The organism is Streptomyces sp. NPDC004111 (assembly GCF_042874215.1).
In the GTDB taxonomy this organism is placed as follows: domain Bacteria; phylum Actinomycetota; class Actinomycetes; order Streptomycetales; family Streptomycetaceae; genus Streptomyces.
In genome coordinates, this window is record NZ_JBIAMU010000004.1 from 206,521 (window position 1) to 227,399 (window position 20,879).

Annotated in this window: 16 protein-coding genes and 1 pseudogene; 10 read left to right on the forward strand and 7 right to left on the reverse strand. The window is 72.9% G+C overall.

Going from position 1 to position 20,879, the window contains the following annotated elements; all coding sequences use genetic code 11:
* Positions 1-50 precede the first annotated feature (50 nt).
* Complete coding sequence (locus tag ACFYVL_RS10680) at positions 51-1,646, reverse strand: class I adenylate-forming enzyme family protein (RefSeq protein ID WP_389242948.1); 1,596 nt, start codon at positions 1,644-1,646, stop codon at positions 51-53.
* A 169-nt stretch (positions 1,647-1,815) separates the two neighbouring features.
* On the opposite strand from ACFYVL_RS10680, the pseudogene ACFYVL_RS10685 reads away from it, so the two are divergent.
* From ACFYVL_RS10685 to ACFYVL_RS10700, 4 genes and pseudogenes are all read left to right on the forward strand, one after another.
* Positions 1,816-1,998, forward strand: a pseudogene (locus ACFYVL_RS10685) (amidohydrolase); the annotation flags it as partial.
* Positions 1,998-3,146, forward strand: a complete 1,149-nt coding sequence (locus tag ACFYVL_RS10690; RefSeq protein WP_389242950.1) for an acyl-CoA dehydrogenase family protein — start codon at positions 1,998-2,000, stop codon at positions 3,144-3,146. The pseudogene ACFYVL_RS10685 and the gene ACFYVL_RS10690, both read left to right, overlap by 1 nt.
* A 9-nt stretch (positions 3,147-3,155) precedes the next feature.
* Entirely contained in the window at positions 3,156-4,076 is a 921-nt protein-coding gene (locus ACFYVL_RS10695) for an acyl-CoA dehydrogenase family protein (RefSeq protein WP_389242952.1), read from the forward strand.
* Between the two features lie 451 nt (positions 4,077-4,527).
* Complete coding sequence (locus ACFYVL_RS10700; protein WP_389242954.1) at positions 4,528-5,064, forward strand: ATP-binding protein; 537 nt, start codon at positions 4,528-4,530, stop codon at positions 5,062-5,064.
* Between the two features lie 191 nt (positions 5,065-5,255).
* Here ACFYVL_RS10700 and ACFYVL_RS10705 read toward each other — a convergent pair whose 3' ends face one another.
* Positions 5,256-6,182, reverse strand: coding sequence for a cyclase family protein (locus tag ACFYVL_RS10705; protein WP_389243421.1), 927 nt, complete (start codon positions 6,180-6,182; stop codon positions 5,256-5,258).
* An 86-nt stretch (positions 6,183-6,268) separates the two neighbouring features.
* Between ACFYVL_RS10705 and ACFYVL_RS10710 the strand changes: the two genes are divergently transcribed.
* From ACFYVL_RS10710 to ACFYVL_RS10720, 3 genes are all read left to right on the forward strand, one after another.
* A complete protein-coding gene (locus tag ACFYVL_RS10710; protein WP_389242956.1) occupies positions 6,269-7,186 on the forward strand; it encodes an SDR family oxidoreductase in 918 nt (305 codons plus the stop codon).
* A 202-nt stretch (positions 7,187-7,388) separates the two neighbouring features.
* On the forward strand, positions 7,389-8,561 hold the full coding sequence (locus tag ACFYVL_RS10715; protein ID WP_389242957.1) for an acyl-CoA dehydrogenase family protein: 1,173 nt from the start codon (positions 7,389-7,391) through the stop codon (positions 8,559-8,561).
* The gene (locus tag ACFYVL_RS10720; protein WP_389242959.1) at positions 8,558-9,607 is read left to right on the forward strand and encodes a Zn-dependent alcohol dehydrogenase; all 1,050 of its coding nucleotides are present in this window, start codon (positions 8,558-8,560) and stop codon (positions 9,605-9,607) included. The genes ACFYVL_RS10715 and ACFYVL_RS10720 overlap by 4 nt, the downstream gene beginning before the upstream one ends.
* A gap of 1,317 nt (positions 9,608-10,924) precedes the next feature.
* On the opposite strand, the gene ACFYVL_RS10725 is transcribed toward ACFYVL_RS10720, so the two are convergent.
* A complete protein-coding gene (locus ACFYVL_RS10725; RefSeq protein WP_389242961.1) occupies positions 10,925-12,139 on the reverse strand; it encodes a GlxA family transcriptional regulator in 1,215 nt (404 codons plus the stop codon).
* 59 nt (positions 12,140-12,198) lie between these two features.
* Here ACFYVL_RS10725 and ACFYVL_RS10730 point away from each other — a divergent pair, with 59 nt between their 5' ends.
* Positions 12,199-13,659 carry an MFS transporter gene (locus ACFYVL_RS10730; protein ID WP_389242963.1) on the forward strand — a complete coding sequence of 487 codons (1,461 nt, stop codon included), beginning with the start codon at positions 12,199-12,201 and terminating at the stop codon, positions 13,657-13,659.
* 34 nt (positions 13,660-13,693) lie between these two features.
* Entirely contained in the window at positions 13,694-14,521 is an 828-nt protein-coding gene (locus tag ACFYVL_RS10735) for a hypothetical protein (protein ID WP_389242965.1), read from the forward strand.
* Between the two features lie 27 nt (positions 14,522-14,548).
* On the opposite strand, the gene ACFYVL_RS10740 is transcribed toward ACFYVL_RS10735, so the two are convergent.
* Positions 14,549-15,253 (reverse strand): flavin reductase family protein, encoded by a 705-nt coding sequence (locus ACFYVL_RS10740; protein WP_389242967.1) that lies wholly within the window; start codon positions 15,251-15,253, stop codon positions 14,549-14,551.
* A 120-nt stretch (positions 15,254-15,373) separates the two neighbouring features.
* Here ACFYVL_RS10740 and ACFYVL_RS10745 point away from each other — a divergent pair, with 120 nt between their 5' ends.
* Positions 15,374-16,444, forward strand: a complete 1,071-nt coding sequence (locus tag ACFYVL_RS10745; protein WP_389242969.1) for a hypothetical protein — start codon at positions 15,374-15,376, stop codon at positions 16,442-16,444.
* A gap of 127 nt (positions 16,445-16,571) precedes the next feature.
* On the opposite strand, the gene ACFYVL_RS10750 is transcribed toward ACFYVL_RS10745, so the two are convergent.
* The 3 genes from ACFYVL_RS10750 to ACFYVL_RS10760 form a co-directional block, all read right to left on the reverse strand.
* Positions 16,572-17,378 (reverse strand): enoyl-CoA hydratase/isomerase family protein, encoded by an 807-nt coding sequence (locus ACFYVL_RS10750; protein WP_389243423.1) that lies wholly within the window; start codon positions 17,376-17,378, stop codon positions 16,572-16,574.
* Between the two features lie 244 nt (positions 17,379-17,622).
* Positions 17,623-19,866 carry an acetate--CoA ligase family protein gene (locus ACFYVL_RS10755; RefSeq protein WP_389242971.1) on the reverse strand — a complete coding sequence of 748 codons (2,244 nt, stop codon included), beginning with the start codon at positions 19,864-19,866 and terminating at the stop codon, positions 17,623-17,625.
* Positions 19,867-20,116: 250 nt separating this feature from the next.
* Positions 20,117-20,866 carry a TetR/AcrR family transcriptional regulator C-terminal domain-containing protein gene (locus ACFYVL_RS10760; RefSeq protein ID WP_389242973.1) on the reverse strand — a complete coding sequence of 250 codons (750 nt, stop codon included), beginning with the start codon at positions 20,864-20,866 and terminating at the stop codon, positions 20,117-20,119.
* Between the last annotated feature and the right edge of the window lie 13 nt (positions 20,867-20,879).

Consider the following 20,879-nt stretch of genomic DNA (forward strand, 5'->3'; position numbering starts at 1 on the left):
CCCGTTCCGGTTCCGGGACTTCAGCTTCCGGAGTCCCGACGGACCGCCCCTCAGGTCCCCGCGCCTTCCCCGGTTCCGGTGAAGCGTTCCCTCAGCCGGTACTTGAGGACCTTGCGCAGCGTCTCGTTGCGCGGCATCGCGTCCACCACCTCCAGCTGTTCCGGCAGCTTGTACGTGGCCAGGCCCGCCTCCCGGAGGTACGGGACGACGTCCGCGAGCGTCAGCGGGCCCTCACCGGCGCGCAGTTCCAGCACCGCGCACACCCGCTCGCCGCGTTCCGGGTCCGGCAGCCCGACGACCGCCGCCTCGGCGACGGCGGGGTGTTCGTGCAGCAGGTCCTCGATCTCCTTCGCCGAGATGTTCTCACCCTTGCGGATGATGACGTCCTTGAGCCGCCCGGTCAGCACCAGATGGCCGGAAGCCGTCAGATGTCCCAGGTCACCGCTGATCAGGTAGCCCTCGTCGTCGAAGGCGCCGGCCGTCGCCGCCGGGTCCAGGTACCCCTGGCAGACGGCCTCCCCGCGCAGCCGGATCTCGCCGTCCACCCCGGCCGGAACCGGCTTGCCCTCGGGGTCCGTGATCCGCACGGACATCCCCTCCGGCGGCCTGCCCTCGGTCGTGGCCAGGTGCTCCGGGGAGTCGTCCGGCGCCCCCATTGTGATCATGGGCACCTCGGTCATCCCGTACCCGTGGGTGAGCTGACAGCCCAGTTCCCGTACGACCGCGTGGTAGACCTCCGGCGGTTTGGGCGCGCCGCCGCCCGCCAGCAGCCGCAGGGACGGGATCAGCGGCTGGCCGGGGTCCTTGCGCTGCTCGGCGAGGAACATCGTGTAGAAGGCCGTCGAGCCGCCCGCGACCGTCACCCCGAGACGGCGATATTCGGCCAAAGCTCCGGGGAGCGCGAACTGCTCGAAGAGCACCGCGGGAAAGCCGTACAGCAGCAGCATCACCAGGTAGTCCGGGCCGCCGATGTGGGCGTACGGGAAGGCCACCGAGCCGACGTCGGACGGGGTGAGCCGCAGCGCGTGCGCCAGGCAGGAACCGGCCGCGATCAGCGAGCGGTCGGTGTGCAGCACGCCGCGCGGATCGGAGGTGGTGCCCGAAGTCCAGTAGATCCAGCGGACCCCGGTGCCGTCGGCGGGCGGCGGCGGGAGCACCGCGGGGTCGCCGTCGGGCAGTTCGTCGTACGCGGCGAGGACCAGCAGCGGGCGCGGCAGCGCCAGTGACAGCCGGTGCGCCATCGCGGCGTGGTCGAAGCCCCGCCACTCACCGGGCACCACGAAGTGCTCCGCCCCCGACTCGCGCAGCGCGAAGCCCACCTCGCGGTCCCGGTAGAAGGGGATCACCGGGGACTGCACCGCGCCGAGGCGGGCCAGCGCGAGGGAGAGCAGCACCGTTTCGATCCGGGTGGGCAGCTGCCAGGCCACCACGGAGCCGGGCCGCACGCCGAGGCCGTACAGCCCGGCGGCGACGCGCTCGGAGCGCTCGCGCAGTTCGCCGAAGGTGAGGGTGCGGTCCTCCTGGAGGAGGACCGGGCGGTCGGGGGTGAGTACGGCCCGGCGGCGGACCAGTTCCCAGAGGGTGCGGGAGGCGCCCAGCTCGTGGGCGGTCCGTTCGGCGTCCTTGGCGGTGTGCGGTGAAGTCACTGCGCTCTCCCGGAAGCTGACGACTCGTCAGAACTAGCCGTGAGCGTAGGGCGCCGTGCCTTGTCGGTCCAGGGGTGCGCCGCTAGCCTAAATTCTGACGGGTCATCAGATACGCGAAGGGGACTGCCGGATGGGCCACACCGAACTGCCTCGCAACATCAGCGTCGACCGTGCCCGGGGCGGCGTACGTGACCTGATTCCCGAGCCGCCGTCCTCGTCCTGCAACCGGCAGATCCTCTGCCGCTTCTTCCGCGACAAGCACGGTCCCGACGACGAGACCGTCCACAAGCCGATGCGCGGAAACGCGATCCGGATGCTCGGCCTCGGCCTCGACCGGGACCGGCAGCGCTGATGGACCTGACGTACACGCCCGAGGAGGAGGAGTTCCGGGTGCGGCTGCGGGGCTGGCTCGCGCGGGTGCTGCCCGCGCTGCCGCCCCGCCCCGACCCCCGCGACTGGCCCGGCCGGCGGGCGTACGACACCGGCTGGCAGCGGATGCTGTACGACGCCGGGTACGCCGACCTCCAGCACGAGGCCACCCCCACCCAGCACCTGATCTTCCTGGAGGAGACCGAACGGGCCGGCGCCCCCTACGTCGGCGCCAACTTCGTCGGGCTGCTGCACGCGGGCCCCACCATCGCCGCCGAGGGCACCGCGGAACAGCGCGAGCGCTGGCTGCCGCCGATCCTGCGCGGCGACGAGGTCTGGTGCCAGGGCTTCAGCGAGCCGGACGCGGGCTCCGACCTGGCCGCACTGCGCACCAGGGCGGTCCGCGACGGCGACAGCTACGTGGTCACCGGGTCCAAGATCTGGACCTCGCACGCGGAGGTCGCCGACTGGTGCGAACTCCTCGTCCGCACCACGCCCGTCACACCGCAGACCCCCAAGCACAAGGGCATCAGCTGGCTCGCCATGCCGATGGACGCACCGGGCGTGACGGTACGGCCGCTGCGCACGCTCGCCGGGTCCACCGAGTTCGCGGAAGTGTTCCTCGACGAGGTCCGTGTCCCGGTCGGCAACCGGATCGGCGCGGAGAACGACGGCTGGCGGGTCACCATGGTCACCCTCTCCTTCGAGCGTGGCACCGCGTTCGTCGGCGAGGTGGTCGCCTGCCGCCGCACCCTCGGCCTGCTGGCCCGCGAGGCCGTGGCGAACGGCAGCTGGGACGACCCCGCGATCCGGCGCCGGCTCGGCCGTCTGAACGCCGAGTTCGGCGTCCTGTGGCGCCTCACCCAGCGCAACGTCAGCGAGGCCGGCGCCCACGGCGTGCCCGGCGTCGGCGGCTCCGTCTTCAAGCTGCGCTACTCGCACGCCCGCCAGCAGCTCTACGACACGGCCGCCGACGTCCTCGGCCCCGCGGCCGCCCTCGACCTCGACGACCCGCACGGCTGGAACCTCGACCGGCTCTCCTCGCTCTCCTACACGATCGCCGCGGGCACCTCCCAGATCCAGCAGAACATCGTCGCCGAGCGCATCCTCGGCCTCCCGAAAGGCCGGTGAGCAGCCCCCGTGGACTTCCGACCCACCGACGACCAGCGGGCCGTGCGCAACGGCCTGCGGGACCTGCTGGCCCGCCGCTTCCCCCGGGAGGAACTGCGCGCCGCCCTGGAGCGGGGCACCCTCGACCGCGGCCTGTGGCGCGCGCTCGGCGACGCGGGCCTCTTCGCGCTGCGGCTGCCCGAGGCCGAGGGCGGGGTCGGGCTCGGCCTCCCGGAGGCGGTGCTGCTCTTCGAGGAGGCGGGCCGCGCCCTGCTGCCGGGACCGCTGGTGGACACCCATCTGGCGGCGGGCACCGTGAAGGGCGCGGCGGAGGGGGAGGTGGTGGTCACCGCCCAAGTGGGCGAACTGATCCCGCACTTCGCGGACGCCGACGTCGTACGGGACCTGGAGCGCGAAGCCCTGGCGCGGACGGTGCGCCCGGTGCGTACGGTCGACCCGCTCACCCCGCTGCACCGGGTCCCGGCCGGGGCGGCGGCCCCGCCGGAGCCGTCCGCCGAATCGATCCTGCTCACGGCCGCCGAACAGGCGGGCAGCGCGGCCCGCACGGTCGAGCTGGCCGTCCAACACGCCCGTACGCGCGAACAGTTCGGGCAGGCCGTCGGCGCCTTCCAGGCCGTGAAACACCTGTGCGCACAGATGCTGGTGCGGTCCGAGATGGCCCGCACCGCAGTCCACGCGGCGGCGGTCACCGGGGCGGGCGCCGAGATCGCGGCGGCCAAGCTGCTCGCCGACGAGGCCGCGGAGCACAACGCCCGCGACTGCCTCCAGGTGTGCGGAGGCATGGGCTTCACCTGGGAGTCCGACGTACACCTGCACCTGAAACGAGCATGGGTGCGGGCGGCGCGGGGCCCCTCGCGTGCGCGGCTGGAGCGGGAACTGGCCGACGCACTGCTCACGGAACCGGCCGGACAACCCGCTGATCAGGTGTGATCGGGATCAACCGGGCGGATCGGGGCGGAGATTCAGCAGAACGGATCATTGTTCAAGCAGAAGAAGTCACCCTGTGTCGATATCGGGTTGTGTCCTTCGAGGGAGCCGTCACGGGCCGGAGTCGGCCCCGGGCTCCGGTACGCTCCGTCAGATGCGAGTGGTGGTGGAGCGCGGGATTCCCGGTGCGGTCTGTACGGCGGCTCCGGATCGGGCGAAGCGCGTCGAGGTCACCGTCCCTCGCGTCGGACTACGGCGCCACAAGCGCTCACGTTCGACTCTCCGCAGCGTGCGTCGCACAGTATGCAGGATGCGTACTCCTTCGCGCTGGAATATGCCTGAAGCGCTTGTTGCGGTGACTGTACGTCAACCATGCTGTCGCACAAGGGAATCACGTTCCGTGACCCTGTGGAGACGCGAGGCGTTGTGTCCGCCGGTTCGGATGGTGTGAGCGGTGCAGGTGCTTCAGGTGCAATTGGAGGTCGGGGCCGACCCCGCGGAAGTGGGCCGGGCCCGGCGGTGGGCGCGGTCACGGCTGGTCGGTTCCGGAATAGCGGCCGACGAGCCGCTGGCCGAGACGTTGGTCCTGCTCATTTCGGAGCTGGTGACCAACGCAGTCGTGCACACGGGCTGCCCGGCGGTGCTCCGGATGCTGTTCCCCGGGGATCTGGGGCGCGCGCCCCAAGCGGGCTCCGGCGCCGCCCCCGGCGGGCCGGCCGGGGCGTTCGTCGGCTGCACGGTACGGGTGGAGGTCGCCGACGTCAGCGCGTGCCCGCCCCGGCCGCGCCACGCGGAGGGCGAGGACACCAACGGGCGCGGCCTGGAACTCGTCGACGGTCTGGCCGACCGGTGGGGCTGGCAGGCCGAGGGCACCGGGAAACGGATCTGGTGCGAGGTCGACCGGCAGGCTGTCGAGCCCGCGGGGGCGCGCGCCGAGAATCCGGGGAACGGCCTGTACGAGCCGTCGTGCGCCGTCACAAATCTGGCATAGCGGGGCGTTTGGCCGGGTCGGTGTTGACGCCTGGTGAGCGCCTGCTCACCCTTGCTTGAGTAGACGATTCGTTGCGAGGGGACGCCGAGGGTGCGGGGCCGGACCTCGGCGAATGCGGGTCGGATCGGGGTGGTGGCCGCTGCCGCTGGCGGGGGCCACCCCCTGCACGGTCCCCGCCGCGGGCGCAACCGCTAGAGGATCGCCACCGGGGCAACGGGCGTCCCCGTCCCGCCGACGAACGGCTCCGGCATCGCCGAGAGCAGGAACGCCCACCGCCCCTCCTCCGCGCACGCCGCCGACAGCTCCTCCAGGTTCCAGTTCTGGCCCTGGAGCATCCCCATCTCGACCAGGTCGAGGGCGTGCACCGGCAGCCACAGGTCCTCGATCTCCGGCGGGAAGATCTCGAAGGTCAGCGTGTCGTTGGCGACCGCCGCCACGTCCCGCGCGTGGAACCACTCCGGGGTCCGCACCGAGAGGCCGGGCGACGGGTAGCCGTACCCGTGCTTGTCCCCGGACAGGTACACCTGCAGCTGGCCGGTGCGGACCAGGACCACGTCCCCGGCGCGCACCTTCAGCCCCGCCAGCTCCTCCGCCGCCTCCAGGTCCTCGGGCGTGACCGCGTGGCCCCCCTCCAGCCGCTCCACCTCCCGTGCCCGCGCCACGTCCAGCAGCACGCCGCGCGACACCACGTGCCGGGCCTTGTCGATGCCGCTGAAGGCGGACCGGCCGTGCGGGGTGATCGAGTCGGCGGGGCGGCCGTTGTAGAGGCGGCCGGAGTGCGAGACATGGGTGAGGGCGTCCCAGTGGGTGCCCGCCTGGAGGCCCATGGTCACCGCGTCGTCGCTGGTGGCGACCGTTCCCGGGCCGAACAGCTCCTGGTTGATCTGCACCATCGAGTGCAGCGGGTTCACCCGGCCGGGAATCATCCCGGTCTGTACGCCGTCCTGCTGGAGCGGCAGCGCCAGCGGCACCCGCCGTCCGCTGCGGACCGTGCGCGCGGCGGCCCGTACCACCTCGTCGGTGATGAGGTTGAGCGTGCCGATCTCGTCGTCGGCACCCCAGCGGCCCCAGTTGTTGACGCGCTTGGCGATCTCGTGGAACTCGGCGGGCAGCGGCATTTGCGGAGCCTCCTGGGTCTTGTGCCGGGGCATCGGGGTGGTTCTAAAATCTAACGGTCCGTCAGAAACCTTGGGAAGGCGTGGTGATGGGGAACTTCTTGACCGGCAAGGTCATAGCGGTGACCGGAGCGGGACGCGGGATCGGGCGGGCGGTGGCCCTCGCGTGCGCGGCCCAGGGCGCACGGGTGGTCGTCAACGACTACGGCGTCTCCATGGAGGGCTCCGAGCCCACCAGCGAGGTCGCGGCCGGCGTCGTCAAGGAGATCGAGGCGGCGGGCGGCACGGCGGTCGCGGTCGCCGACGACATCTCGACCATGGCGGGCGGCCAGCGGGTCGTCGACACCGCCCTGACCGAGTACGGACGTATCGACGGAGTCGTCTGCGTCGCCGGAATCCTGCGCGAGCGGATGCTCTTCAACATGTCCGAGGAGGAGTGGGACCCGGTCGTCGCCACCCACCTCAAGGGCACCTTCACCCTCTTCCGGGCCGCCTCCGCCGTGATGCGCCGCCAGGGCACCGGCACCCTCGTCGGCTTCACCAGCGGCAACCACCAGGGCAGCGTCGCCCAGGCCAACTACAGCGCGGCCAAGGGCGGCATCATCTCCCTGGTCCGCAGCGCCGCCCTCGGCCTGCACAAGTACGGAGTGACGGCCAACGCGGTGGCCCCGGTCGCCCGGACCCGCATGTCCGCCAACGTACCCATGGAACTCAAGGAGATCGGCGAGCCGGAGGACGTGGCCGCACTGGTCGTCTACCTGCTCTCCGAACGGGCCAGGGACGCGGGCGTCACCGGGCAGGTCTACACCGTGGCCGGACCCAAGATCGCGGTCTGGGCGCAGCCCAGGGAACTGCGCGCCGCCTACGCCGAGTCCGGCTCCTGGACCCCCGAGACCCTCGCCGACTTCCTGCCCGGAACGGTCGGTACGGACCCGATGCCGATGCTGGCCCAGCTGGAGGCCATGCGGGAGGCGGCGAGCCGGGGCGAGCGGCCGAACGCGGGATAGCGGGGGCCTTCGCCGCGGGGCCGTTCCCTGCCGGGGCGTCTCCTGCTGGGGCGTCCCTTGCCGGGGCGTCCCCTGTCGCGGCGTCCCTTGCAGGGTCGTCCCCTGCTGGGCCGTCCCCTGCCGGGGCGGTGCCCGTCGGTGCCGGTTCGGCCGGTGCGGTTCCCGTCGGTGCGGTTTTCGTCCTCAACAGCTGGGAGTGGCAATGGACTTCGCGTTCGGCGCGGCCGATTCGGACTTCAGGGCCGAGGCGCGCGCCTGGCTGGCCGACCGGCTGGGGCCCTACGCGCACGCCTTGGGCGCGGGCGGCCCGGGGCGCGAGCACGAGGCGACGGACGCCCGGCGCGCCTGGGAGCGGGAGCTGGGCGCGGCCGGCTGGATCGGCATCGGCTGGGACGCCCCCGCCTACGCACGGCGCCGGGCGACGCTCGTCCAGCAGGTCGTCTGGGCCGAGGAGTACGCCCGCTCCCGGGCCCCCGCCAGGATCGGCCACATCGGGGAGAACCTGCTCGCCCCGACCCTCCTCGCGCACGGCACCGCGGCCCAGCGGGACCGCTTCCTGCCCGGCATCGCGCGCGGCGAGGAACTCTGGTGCCAGGGGTACAGCGAGCCCGGCGCCGGCTCCGACCTCGCCGCGGTGCGCACCGCCGCGGTGCGGGACGGCGACGGATACCGGGTGACCGGGCAGAAGGTGTGGACCTCGCTCGCCCAGGACGCCGACTGGTGCTTCGTCCTCGCCCGTACCGAAGCGGGCTCGGCCCGGCAGCGCGGCCTGTCCTTCCTCCTCGTACCCCTGCGGCAGGAGGGGGTGGAGGTGCGGCCGATCCGGCAGATGTCCGGGACGGCCGAGTTCAACGAGGTCTTCTTCGACGGGGCGCGGGCCGAGGAGGTGGTCGGCGGCGAGGGCAACGGATGGGCCGTCGCGACCGCCCTGCTCGGGCTGGAGCGCGGTGTCTCCACGCTCGCCCAGCAGATCGGCTTCGAGGCCGAACTGGGCGAAGTACTGGCGGTGGGGGTGACCGACCCGGTGCTGCGCGAAGCCCTCGTACGCCAGTGGAGCGAACTGCGCGTCATGCGCTGGAACGCCCTGCGCACCCTGGGCACCTCGGGCGCCGACGACCCGGGCGCCCCCAGCGTCGCCAAGCTGCTCTGGGGACGCTGGCACCGGCGGCTCGGCGAACTGGCGATGCAGGTACGGGGGGCGGGCGCGACCGTCGCGGCGGGCGCCTGGGACCCCTCGTACCCGCTGGACCGCACCCAGCGGCTGTTCCTCTTCGCCCGCGCCGACACGATCTACGGCGGTTCCGACGAAATCCAGCGCAACATCATCGCCGAGCGCGTGCTCGGCCTGCCGAAGGAAACGAGGGGATCGCGATGAGGGGTGTCGTCTTCGACGGGAAACAGGTCGAGGTGGTCCACGACCTGGAGATACGGGACCCGGGACCCGGCGAGGTGCTGGTCGGGATCGGCGCCGCCGGGCTCTGCCACAGCGACCTGTCGGTGACCGACGGGACCATCCCCTTCCCGGTGCCCGTCGTGCTCGGCCACGAGGGCGCGGGAGTGGTCGAGGCGGTCGGCGCCGGGGTCACCCACGTCGCGCCCGGCGACCACGTCGCCCTGTCCACCCTCGCGGGCTGCGGGGCGTGCGCGGAGTGCGACCGGGGGCGGCCCACCATGTGCCGCAAGGCCATCGGGATGCCGGGGCAGCCCTTCTCGCGCGGCGGCACCCCGCTCTTCCAGTTCGCCGCCAACTCGGCCTTCGCGGAACGCACGCTGGTCAAGGCCGTCCAGGCCGTGAAGATCCCCTCCGACATCCCCCTCACCTCCGCCGCACTCATCGGCTGCGGCGTCCTCACCGGCGTCGGTGCCGTCCTCAACCGGGCCAGGGTCGGCCTCGGCGAAAGCGTCGTGGTCATCGGCACCGGCGGCATCGGCCTCAACGTCATCCAGGGCGCACGCATCGCCGGCGCCTCCACGATCGTCGCGGTCGACACCAACGAGGCCAAGGCGGAACCGGCCCGCCGGTTCGGCGCGACCCACTTCCTGACCTCGGTGGACGAGGTGCGCGACATCCTGCCCACCGGGGCGGACCACGTCTTCGAGTGCGTCGGCCGCACCTCCCTGATCCGCCGCGCGATCGACCTGCTCGACCGGCACGGGCAGGCGGTCCTGCTCGGCATGACGGCGCCCAAGGAGGAGGCGAGCTTCCTGCCCGCCGCGATGTTCCTCGACAAGTCCATCCTGGGCTGCCGGTACGGCTCGTCCCGGCCGCAGCGCGACGTGCCGCTGTACGCGGAGCTGTACCGGCAGGGGCGGCTGCTGCTGGACGAACTGGTGACGGAGACGTACCCGATCGAGGACTTCGCGAAGGCCGCGGACGACGCGCACCACGGGCGGGTGGCACGGGGGGTGCTGACCTTCTGACGGGAGGGGTGGGGGCGGGGGCGGTTTCGTGGTGCGGATTCGCTTCGCGGTCCGGGTCCGGGGCGGGGTGTGGTGCGGATTCGTTGTGCGGGCCGGGTCCGGGGCCGGGGCCGCGGCGCGGAAAAGGGCTGGGGTGCGGCCGGGGGCGGGTTCTAGGGTCGGACCATGAGTTACCGCGCCCTCGCGACCCGGCCCGTGCTCGTCCTGGCGGGCGTCACCGTCACCGCCCGCCTCCCGGTGGCCATGGCGCCGCTCGCCGTGGTGCTGCTGGTGCGCGAGAGGCCGGGCGGATACAGCGTGGGCGCCGCGCTCGCCGCGGTGTACGTGATCGGCGAAGTGGTCGGGGCCTCCCTGCTGGGGCCCCGGCTGAAGCCCCGGCGGGCCCGCCCCGCGCTCGCCGCCGGGCTCGGCGTGGGCGCGCTCGCCTTCGCCGGACTGGGCGTCTGCGCGCAGGCGCACCCGGTGGTGCTCGGGGTGCTGGCCGCGGTGGCCGGAGCCGCTCCGGGAGCCGTGCCCGGCGGGCTGCGCGCCCTGCTGACCTCACTCGTGGAGGAGTCGGCGGTGGCGCAGGCGTTCAGCGCGGACGCGATCCTCAACTACGGGGTGTGGGCCGCCTCGCCCGCTGTCGCCACCGCCCTGGCGATCGGCGTGGACCCCGTCGTGCCGATGTACCTGGCCGCCGTGCTCATGGCCGTCGCGGTGGCCGGGCTGTGGGGGCTGCCGGCCGGGTGGCCCGCCGACGAGAAGGACCGGCAGGGGGTGTCCATGGCCCGTACGCTCGCCTCCGCCTGGCCGCTGTACGTGACGGGCGCCGCCGGCCTCTCCCTGCTCGCCCTCGCGGAACTCGTGCTCCCCGCACTCCTGGAACAGCGCGGCGTGGCCATCGGCTGGGCGGGCCCGGTGCTCGCCGGGTACTCGCTGGCCGGGGCGATCGGCGCGTACCTGTACGGGCTGCGCACCTGGCCCGGCAGCCCCGAGCGGCAGTCCCTGGTGGTGCTGGTGTGGGTGGCGCTGGTGGTGGGCGCGAGCGCGCTGGCCCCGGGCCTCGGCTGGATCGCGGCGGGTCTGGTGCTGGCCGGGCTGCTCCAGTCCTGCGTCCAGATCGCCCGCAGCCTCTCGCTCCGCAACGCCCTGCCCACGAGCGCCTTCGCCGCCGGTTACTCGATGATGTACGCGGCCGTCGGCGCGGGCTACGCCACGAGCGCGGTGCTGGCGGGCGCGGTGCAGAGCGTCGCGGCACCGTCGACCGCGATCCTGACGGGTGCGGGACTGTGCCTCGTCCTCACGCTGGTGTCGGCGGTGGGGGAGCGGCGGAGGTCAACTAGGGGCGGTGGCAGTGGTGGCAGTGGCGTCGGTGGTTCCGGTGGTTCCGGTGGTGTTGCCGGTGCTCTGGGCGCCGGTGCTGCCGGGGTCGGTGAGGTTCGTGCGGAAGGTGCGGCGGTAGACGGTGGGCGGGACGCCGAGCGCGGCCTGTAGGTGCTGGCGCATCGACTGCGCGGTGCCGAAACCGGACTCGTGGGCGACCTGGTCGATGGACAGGTCGCTCGACTCCAGCAGATGGCGGGCCCGTTCGACCCGCTGCTGGGTCAGCCACTGACCGGGACTCACGCCCGCCTCCTCGCGGAACCGCCGGGTGAAGGTCCGTACCGACATGGACTCCTGCTCGGCCATGTCGCGGAGCTGGATCGGCTCGTGGAGGTGGCCCAGCGCCCAGGCGCGGGCAGTCGTCGTGGTCGCCAACTGCGGTTCCGGCACCGGGCGCTGGATGTACTGCGACTGCCCGCCGTCCCGGTGCGGCGGTACGACGCTGCGCCGCGCCACGTCGTTGGCGACTGCGGCCCCGAAGTCCCGGCGCACCATGTGCACGCACAGGTCGATGCCCGCGGCGACGCCCGCCGAGGTGAGGACGTCGCCGTCGTCGACGTACAGCACCTCGGGATCGACCCGGACGGACGGGAAGAGGCGCTGGAAGCGGTTCGCCCAGTGCCAGTGGGTGGTGGCCGGGCGGCCTTCGAGGTAGCCGGCCGCCGCGAGGACGAAACCACCGGTGCAGATGGAGGCCATGCGGGTGCCGGGGCGTACGTGGCGGAACACGTCGGCGATCTCGTCCGGGAGCACACCGTCCTCGAAGAGCGACGACGGCTCGTACGCGGCCGGGACCATCACCGTGTCGGCGGTGGCGAGGATCTCCGGGCCGTGCTCGACGTACAGGGAGAAGTCGGCCTGGGTGGGCATGAGTTGGCCCGGCGTGGTGCCGAAGGTGACGACCTCGTAGAGGGGCGCGCCGTCGGGGCCGTAGGCGCGGCCGAAGATGCGGTGCGGGATGCCGAGCTCGAAGGGGATGACCTCGGGAAGGGCGAGGACGGCGATGCGGTGCAGCGGACGGGGGCGCTGCGGGGAGCTCGCGCCGCTGTCCTTGGCGTCGCCGGTGGCGAGGTCCGCTCGGCGGTCGGCACGGGGGTCGGCCTGGCGGTCGGCGCGGGGGTCGGTCCGGCGGTTGGTCCGGCCGTCGGCGCGGCGGTCTGAGGTCATGGCCCGATCGTAGCGAATGCTGTCCTTCGGGCCACTCGTTCGGGGTGATCGTGATGCGGATGCTGGGGGACGTGACGCAGACAACGCCTCCCGCGCAGCCCGTTCAGGACGTACCGCCCGTGCCGGACGCCGTCCCCGTTTCCGATGCGATACCCGGGGCGGGAGCCGCTCCTGGGGCGGAGGTGGATGCCGCCGTTGACGCTCCGCCGGTCGAAGAAGGACCGGTGGCCGCCGGAGGGCCCGTGGAGCAGGGTGGGGCGGTGCCCCGGCCGCGGGTCCACCGGGCCTGGTTCGTGGCGGTGGTCGCCTTCGTGACGATCATCGGCGCCGCGGCCTTCGCCTCGCTGCCGGGGCTCCTGATCGAGCCGCTGCACGACGAGTTCGACTGGTCGCGCGGCACGATCGGCTTCGCGGTGTCCGTGAACCTCGCGCTCTACGGGCTGACCGCACCGTTCGCCGCCGCGCTGATGGACCGGTTCGGCATCCGGAAGGTGGTCGCGGCGGCGCTGACGGTGATAGCCGTCGGCTCCGCGCTGACCGTGGTGATGACCGCTGCCTGGCAACTGGTCCTGTTCTGGGGCGTGCTGGTGGGGCTCGGCAGCGGATCGATGGCGCTCGCCTTCGCCGCGACGGTCACCAACCGCTGGTTCGTGGCCCGCCGGGGCCTGGTCACCGGGATCCTCACCGCCGCCGGAGCCTCCGGCCAGCTGGTCTTCCTCCCGCTGCTGTCCTGGCTGGTCGAGCACGACGGGTGGCGGCCCGCCGCGATCACCGTCGCCCTCGCCGCGCTCGCCGTCGTCCCCTTCGTATGGCTGCTGCTGCGCGACCACCCGGCGGACGTGGGGCTGGCCCCGTACGGCGCCACGTCCTTCGTTCCGAAGCCCGCACCCATTCAGGGCGCGGCCCGGCGTGCGGTCACCGTCCTGTTCAAGGCGGCCCGTACCGGCCCCTTCTGGCTGCTCGCCGGTACCTTCGCGATCTGCGGTGCGTCGACGAACGGCCTGGTCAAGACCCACTTCGTGCCCGCCTCGCACGACCACGGCATGCCGGTCACGGCGGCGGCCGGACTGCTGGCCGTCATCGGCGTCTTCGACGTGATCGGAACCATCGCCTCGGGCTGGTTCACCGACCGGTTCGAGGCCCGCCGCCTGCTGGCCGTCTACTACGCGCTGCGCGGCATCTCCCTCCTCTTCCTCCCCATGCTCCTCGCGCCCACCGTCCATCCACCGATGATCTTCTTCATCGTCTTCTACGGCCTGGACTGGGTGGCCACCGTCCCGCCGACCATCGCGCTGTGCCGCGAGTACTTCGGCGAGGACAGTGCGATCGTCTTCGGCTGGGTGCTGGCCTCGCACCAGGTGGGCGCGGCGGTCGTCGCCTTCCTCGGCGGGGTGGCCCGCGACCTCTTCGGCTCGTACGACGTGGTCTGGTACGCCTCCGGCGCGCTGTGCGCGGCGGCGGCCCTGATGGCCCTGGTCATCCGCAGGACCCCCCAGAAGGCCGCAAACCTGGCAGGATAGCAACCCTGACCAGGGGAAACAGGGGGAAACCAGCATGAACGCAACCCACGGCCGCCCTCCCACCAAAGCCGCCGCGACAGCGCTGCTGGTGGCCGTCCTGTGCGGTACGACCCTGACGGCCTGCGGCACCGAACGCGCGGGCACGGCCGGCGATGCGAAGGCAACCGGCATCGTCTGCCCCGACGGCAGCACCCCGGACACCACGTCGGCCGGTGCCCCGGGCGAGGGCGAGGACCTCACCTCGGACGACATCGGCGGCACGGGCGAGGACCTCACCTCGGACAACACCGGGGGCGCGGGGGAGGACCTGACCTCGGACGACATCGGCGGCACGGGCGAGGACCTCACCTCGGACGACGGCGCGGACGCCGGTGAGGACCTCACCTCCGACGACACCGGCGGCACCGGGGAGGACCTGACCTCGGAGGACGGCGGGGGCGCGGGCGAGGACCTCACCTCCGACCCCGCCGCCTCCGGGGACGGGCTCCCGGAAGGGCCGAGCGAGTGCTGGGGGCCGGATGCGGGGACCGGGTCGCAGTCGGGCCCGCCCCGGATCGACGGCGTACCGACGGTCGGCGCGCACCGCTGGTACGGCATGAAGGGCGAGTTCACCGCACATGTGCGGCAGACCCCGTCCAAGGCGGACGACGCCCTGATCGAGGGCATCCGGATGGTGAAGATCCGGCTGCCGGAGACGAGCAAGGTCATGGAGGCCCGCATCGCCTCCGGTTGCGGCCCCGAGCAGGAGACCTGCGACGCCCAGGCCAAGGCCTTCGCGGACTGGCGCCGGGCCAAGTACGGCGACCACGGCCATGTGAAGGTCTTCGGCGGCGCAAAGACGACGGCCGAGACCACCTGGTAGCCGCTCCCCGAGGGCGCTCCCTAGGGCTTACTCCCCGGAGCCCCCGGAGCCCCCGGAGCCCCCGGAGCCCCCGGAGCCCCCGGAGCCCCCGGAGCCCCCGGAGCCTTCGAGGCCCCCGAACGCGCCCCGGTGGAACAGCAGCGGCGCAGCCTCGGTCGCGCCGGCGTCCACCGCTCCCAGCGCTTCCACCCGACCCACCACGATCAGGTGGTCGCCCCCGGTGTGCACGGTCTGGATGGTGCAGTCCACCCAGGCGGGCACCCCGGCCAACCGTGGCGACCCGGTCACCGGCGCCGGGTCGTACTCCACGCCGGCGAACTTGTCCGCACCGCTGCGGGCGAAGCCGAGGCACAACTCCCGCTGGTGCGAACCCAGTACGTTGACGCAGAAGACCCCGGCGCGGGCGATGCGGGGCCAGGTCGTCGACGTACGGGCCACCATGAAGACGACCAGTGGCGGGTCCAGCGACAGGGAAGCGAAGGACTGGCAGGCGAACCCGGCGGGTGGTTCACCGTCCGGTCCCGACGTTCCCGGTGAAGTGACAACGGTGACCCCGCTCGCGAAGTTCCCGAGCACGCGCCGGAATTCGCCCGGATCGAGCGGAAGCCGCTCGTCCGCCCCCACGGCCCGTAGATCGGGGCGTGGCAGCGGCTCGACCGGCTCGGCAACCGTGGCGGCACCGACGGACCTGAGGTATCGGACGGCGGTGGCGGCCATCCCGGCGTGTCCCATCACCTCTCCATTGAAACTGACGAGTCGTCAGATGGGAAGGGCGGATGCCGTGCGACGGGCCCCGAACGTCCTTGCCCACCCGGCCGGTTCTTCACGCGAGGGGTGCCATATCTTCACCCCATGGGGCGGACGGACGACGGAGTTCTGAGCGACACGTGGACCACCCTCGGCTGCGTGGCGGCCACCGTGGTGACCATGGGGCTGACGGCCGTCTACGGGGCCGTGGAAGCGGTCCGGCACGCGAGTGACGACCGCTACGACCCGACGGTCGGCGGCGGCCCGGCCGCCCTGGGCCCCCTGGTCCTCCTCGTGCTGTTCACCTTTCTCGCGGTGCTCCACGCGTGCCTGCTCGTGCTGCCCGTGGAGACGTGCGCCCGCCTCGCGGTGAAACGGTTCGGCGGGCCGCTGTGGGCGTGGGCACTGCCGCCGCTGGCCGTGCTCGGGCTGCTCTACGCGGCGTTCAACTGCCACGTCTTCCCCGTCCTCGGGACGGTGCCCCTCGCGCCGCTCTCTGCCGACCTGGACCCCGAACGGCCCGCCGCGCTCCTCCCGATCGCCGGATGGATCGCGGCCACCGCGGGGCTGGCACTGCTGGGGGTCGGGTACTTCCGCCGCAGGGACCGCCGCAGGCCGGTGACGGCGAAGGCGCTGGTCGGCCGGGTCGCCGCGGTCACCGCGTGCGTGTGCGTACCGCTCCTGGCGTACGGGGCGACCCGCCCCGCGTACGAACCGCCGCGGCTCGACCGGGCCGCGTACGTCGGGGACTGGGGCGAGCAGGGCGGCGCGGGGCTGCTGCGGCTCGGCGCGGACGGACGGGCGACCGCCGTACGGATGCCGTACGACGAGGTGTACGGGGCGGACGAGGTGTACGGGTCGGACGGGGCGGACAGGCCTGGTGAGTCGGGGGAGTCCGGTAGGCCGGGGGAGTCCGGTGGGGCGGGTGCGCTGGGTGAGCAGGACGCGTCGGGAGTGCGGCACTGCGACGGGGTGGGTACGTGGAGGTTCCGGCCGGAGACCACGGCGGCGGACGCGCGCGGTCCGCAACGGGACCGGGTGGAGGTCGAGTTGGAGGGGTGTCCCGGACCGGTGGTCTGGCAGATCACGGGAACGGCCCAGGTGCCGGAACTCTTCTCCTCGCTCGGGGACCCGGACGCCGGGCTGATGGTGATCCTGCGGAAGCGCGGCGGGTGACCGGAGTCAGGGGCCCGCGCCGCCCCGATCGCTCGGGGCGTCCGCCGTGTGCGCCCGCCCGGGGCCACGGGGAGGCTGCTCCGAGCCGCCCCGACAACGAGGGTCTCCGAGCCCCCTATGACGGGGCTCAGAGCCCCCGATAACGCGGAGTCCGTCGTTCCACGAAGCTCCGTACGCCCTCGTTGGCGTCGGAGGTCGTCATGTTGATCTCCTGGGCGGCGGCCTCCGCGGCCAGCGCCGTCGCGCGGTCCGCGTCCAGGGACGCGTTGACCAGCTGTTTGGTGAGGGCGAGGGCCCGGGTGGGGCCGGTGGCCAGGCGTTCCGCCCAGGCGCGGGCCGTCTTCTCCAGGTCGTCCGCCGGTACCACCCGGTTGACCAGGCCGAGCCGCTCCGCGTCGGCGGCCGGCAACGCGTCGCCGAAGAACATCAGCTCCTTCGCCCGCTGCGGACCGACCAGCCGGGGCAGCAGATAGGCGCCGCCGCCGTCCGGCACCAGCCCGCGCCGCACGAACACCTCGATGAAGGAGGCCTGTTCGGCGGCGATGACGAGATCGCAGGCGAGCGCGAGATGGGCGCCGATGCCGGCCGCGGTCCCGTTGACCGCCGCGATCACCGGCTTCTCGCAGTCCAGGACGGCGGTGATCAGGCGCTGGGCGCCGAGCCGGATGACCCGGGCCACGTCGCCGGGCACCCGGTCGCGGGCCGGGGCCGACGACCCCTTCCCGCCACTGCCCGAGCCGCCCCGCAGGTCCGCCCCGGCGCAGAACCCCTTGCCCGTGGCGGTCAGTACGACCGCCCGGATCTCGGGGTCGGCGGAAGCCTCGGAAAGCAGCGAAATTATCCGTTCTCGCTGGTCAGCGGTGATGGCGTTCATGGCTTCGGGGCGGTTGAGGGTGATCCAGGAGACCCCGTTGTCAGTGGCCTGGAGTATCAATGAACGCACGGAGAGTGACGGGTCGGTCGGACTCGGTGAGTCCGTCGTTCCCGTGGCGTTCCGAGAGTTGGCCGAGTCCGTCGGACCGGTCGGGCCCGTCGGTTGTGCTGAGGAGGAAGTCATGGGTGTACGGCTCCAGGGGAAGGCGCGTGCGAAGACACGTGGGAAGGCGCGTGCGGTGTACGCGGGCGGGGGTACGGGCGTGCCGTGCGGGTGGAGCGTGCCGGTGACGGGGATCCCCCTGTCACCGGCACACGGCAAGCGCGTCCAGCGCCACCGCGCCCTGCCCGCGCGGCAGGACCATCAGCGGGTTGATGTCCAGCTCGGCCAGTGTGTCGCCGAGTTCCAGCGCCATCCGCTGGATCCGCAGGACGACCTCGACGAGCGCGTCCACGTCTGCCGGGGGCGACCCCCGGACCCCCTCCAGCAGGGGATGGCCCCGCAGCTCGGTGAGCATCGCGCGCGCGTCCGGCTCGCCGAACGGCGGGACCCGCACCGCCGCGTCCCCGAGCACCTCGACGAGCACCCCGCCGAGCCCGACCGTGACCGTCGGCCCGAAGAGTGCGTCGTGGCCCACCCCGACGACCATCTCCACCCCCCGCTCCACCATCTGGCAGACCAGGATTCCGTCGAGCGGGATGCCCTCGTAGGCGGCGATGTCGGTCAGCTCGCGATAGGCGTCGCGGACCTGGCTCGCGGAGGTCAGACCGACCTTGACCAGGCCGAGTTCGGTCTTGTGGGCGAGCTGCGGGCCGGAGGCCTTCATGACGACCGGGTAGCCGACCTGCGCCGCCGAGCGGACCGCCGCCGCCGCGCTGGTCACCAACTGCTCGCGCGGTACGCGAATGCCGTACGCCCGCAGCAGCTGCTTCGCCGCGTGCTCGCTGAGCTGCTCGCCGGGGCGCAGCAGTGCCTGCGCCTTGCGGAACGAGGGGGACGGTGTGCGCGGCGCCTCGTCGAACGGCGAGCGGTAGCCGGCCGTGAACCGGTGGTGCTCCAGATAGGCGCGCACGGCGGTGATGCAGTTGCCGAAGGTGCGGAAGGTGGCCAGCCGGGACGAGCCGAGGAGGGTCTCGCGGTAGGCGGCCTCGGTGCCCACCGGCGACCCCCACACCACGCAGATCAGCTTGTCGGTGGCCTCGGCGGCCTCCGCCAGGTCCCGGGCCAGCTTGTCGCTCATGGGCGGGAAGGGGCCGGTGATCGGGCAGATCAGCACGCCGACCGACGGGTCCGCGAGGATCGCGTCGATGATCTTCCGGCCGCGCCAGTCGCCGACCGGGTGGCCGCCGTTGTCGATGGGGTTGGCGACCCCCAGGTACTCCGGTATCCACTCGTGCAGCTCCGCCTGCTTGGCGGCGGACAGCGTCGGCAGCCGGAGCCCCGCCGCCGTCGCCAGGTCCGCGAAGTGCGCGCCCGTGCCGCCCGAGATCGAATACACGGCGACGCCGTCGGCCAGCGGAGCGCGGGCGCGGGCCAGCAGGGCGGCGGTGTCCTGGAGTTCGTCCAGTCCGTTCACCCGGATCACCCCGAACTGCCGCATCGCGGCGTCCACCACGTCGTCGGCACCGGTCAGCTTCCCGGTGTGCGAGGCGGCGGTCCGGGCCCCGGTCTCGGTGCGGCCGACCTTGACGGCGACCACGGGCACCTTGTTGCGGGCCGCCCGGTCGGCGGCGAGGAGGAAGGAGCGGCCGTCCTTGAGGCCCTCGATGTAGGCGGCGATGGCGCCGACCTCGGGACGTGAGGAGAAGTACGAGATGAAGTCGGCGGTTTCGAGGTCCGCCTCGTTGCCGGTGGGTGCCCAGTGCGAGAGCCGCACACCGATCTGCTGAAGGGAGAAGACGGGCCGCCCCTGGTGGCCGGACTGGGTGATCAGCGCGATGGCGGGGCCTTCGAGGTCGTCGCGGAAGTTCTCGAAGGCATTGAGGTTGGTGTTCGGGCCGAGGAGACGCAGCCCGGACCCGGTGGCCGAGACGGCGGCGGCCAGCCGGGCCTGGGCGAGAGCGCCCTCCTCCCCGGTCTCGGCGAAGCCGGAGGCGAAGGCGACCGCGAACCTGACCTTGGCGTCGACGAGTTCCTCGACCAGCGGAAGGGGGTCCTTGACCAGGAGTACGGCGAGATCGACCTGCTCGGGCAGGTCGGCGAGGGAGGGAGCACAGGGCAGACCGAACACGGAGTCGCGGGTGGGATGCACCGGGTGCAGGCGGGCCCCGACGCGCTCCGCCCAGGCGATGAGCTGGCGGGTGATGCCGGTGTTGGGGCGCCCCTCGGCATCGGAGGCGCCGACGACCGCGACGGACTCCGGGCGGAAGAAGCGGTCGAGGTCGGGGACGGGGGCGTGCAGCGGCCGGCCGCTGACGTCCCGGTCGTCGGCGGTGGGGGTAGCCCGTGGGGCCGTGCCGTGGACGGCGGCCGACCGGGACTCGTCGCCGCAGGCCACCACGCGATGGCGGAGACCGGAGGTGAGGGTGCCGTGCGTTGATCCAAGCATCGCTGAGCCCGCTCCTGCCCGTTGGGGGACGGTCAAATCACTGACGCATAGTCAGATTACTGAATTGACGGTCCGTCAGGAACAGTGCGGAAGATGCGGGTTACTCGCCCGTCCGTTCCGGGGGTGTCGCTCCGTTATTCATGCCCGCATGGCGGAGCCGGCCAACCCGTGCCCGCACGGGAGTTGCGTGGGGGGTGTCCGGGGCGGGTGCGGAGCCAGGGGTGAGGGCGGTGGCGGGTAACGGGTGGGGTCAGGGGCGGGGGCGCTGGGTGATCAGGGCCTCGACGCCGTCGAGGATCCGGTTGAGGCCGAACCGGAAGTCGTAGTCGGGGTCCGCCGGCCCTTCCAGTTCGCGGGAGTCGAGCAGTCGGCTCACGGCGGGGAAGCGCTCCGGGTCGGTGACGGTGCGCAGCAGCTTGCCGTACCGGGCGAGGGATTCCTCGGCGGTCACTCCGGAGGTGCGGTAGGTCTCGGTCAGGTCGGCGATCAGCGTGGTCTCGTGCCGCACGAAGCCGGCGAGGAGCGTCACCACCGAGAGTTTCTCCCCCTCGTCGAGACCGGTGGCGGACATGGCGCCCAGGGCCTGCTCCATCCACTGGACCTGGCGCGGGGTGACGGGGGGTCCGGAGACCGGGATGCGCAGCACCCAGAGGTTCTCGCGGTAGACGTCCCGGAGTCGGGAGGCCCAGTGGATCAGCCCCTGCCGCCAGTCGGTCTCCGCGTCGAGGGCCGGGGGTTCGGGGGTCACCGACTCCACCATCAGCGGGTACAGCTCGTCCTTGGCCGCGACGTACCGGTAGAGGGACATCGGGGAGGAGCCCAGGTGCTTCGCGATCCGCCCCATCGAGACAGCGGCGACGCCCTCGGCGGCGGCGACGGCGACCGCCGCGTCCACGATGCGGCCGAGGGACAGGGTGGGGCGCGGACCCTTCGTCGGGCGTTCCCGCAGGCCCCACAGGGATTCCAGGCTTGCGGGCAGCCCGGTGTCTCTCTCGTTCACGGTGGGGCTCCTC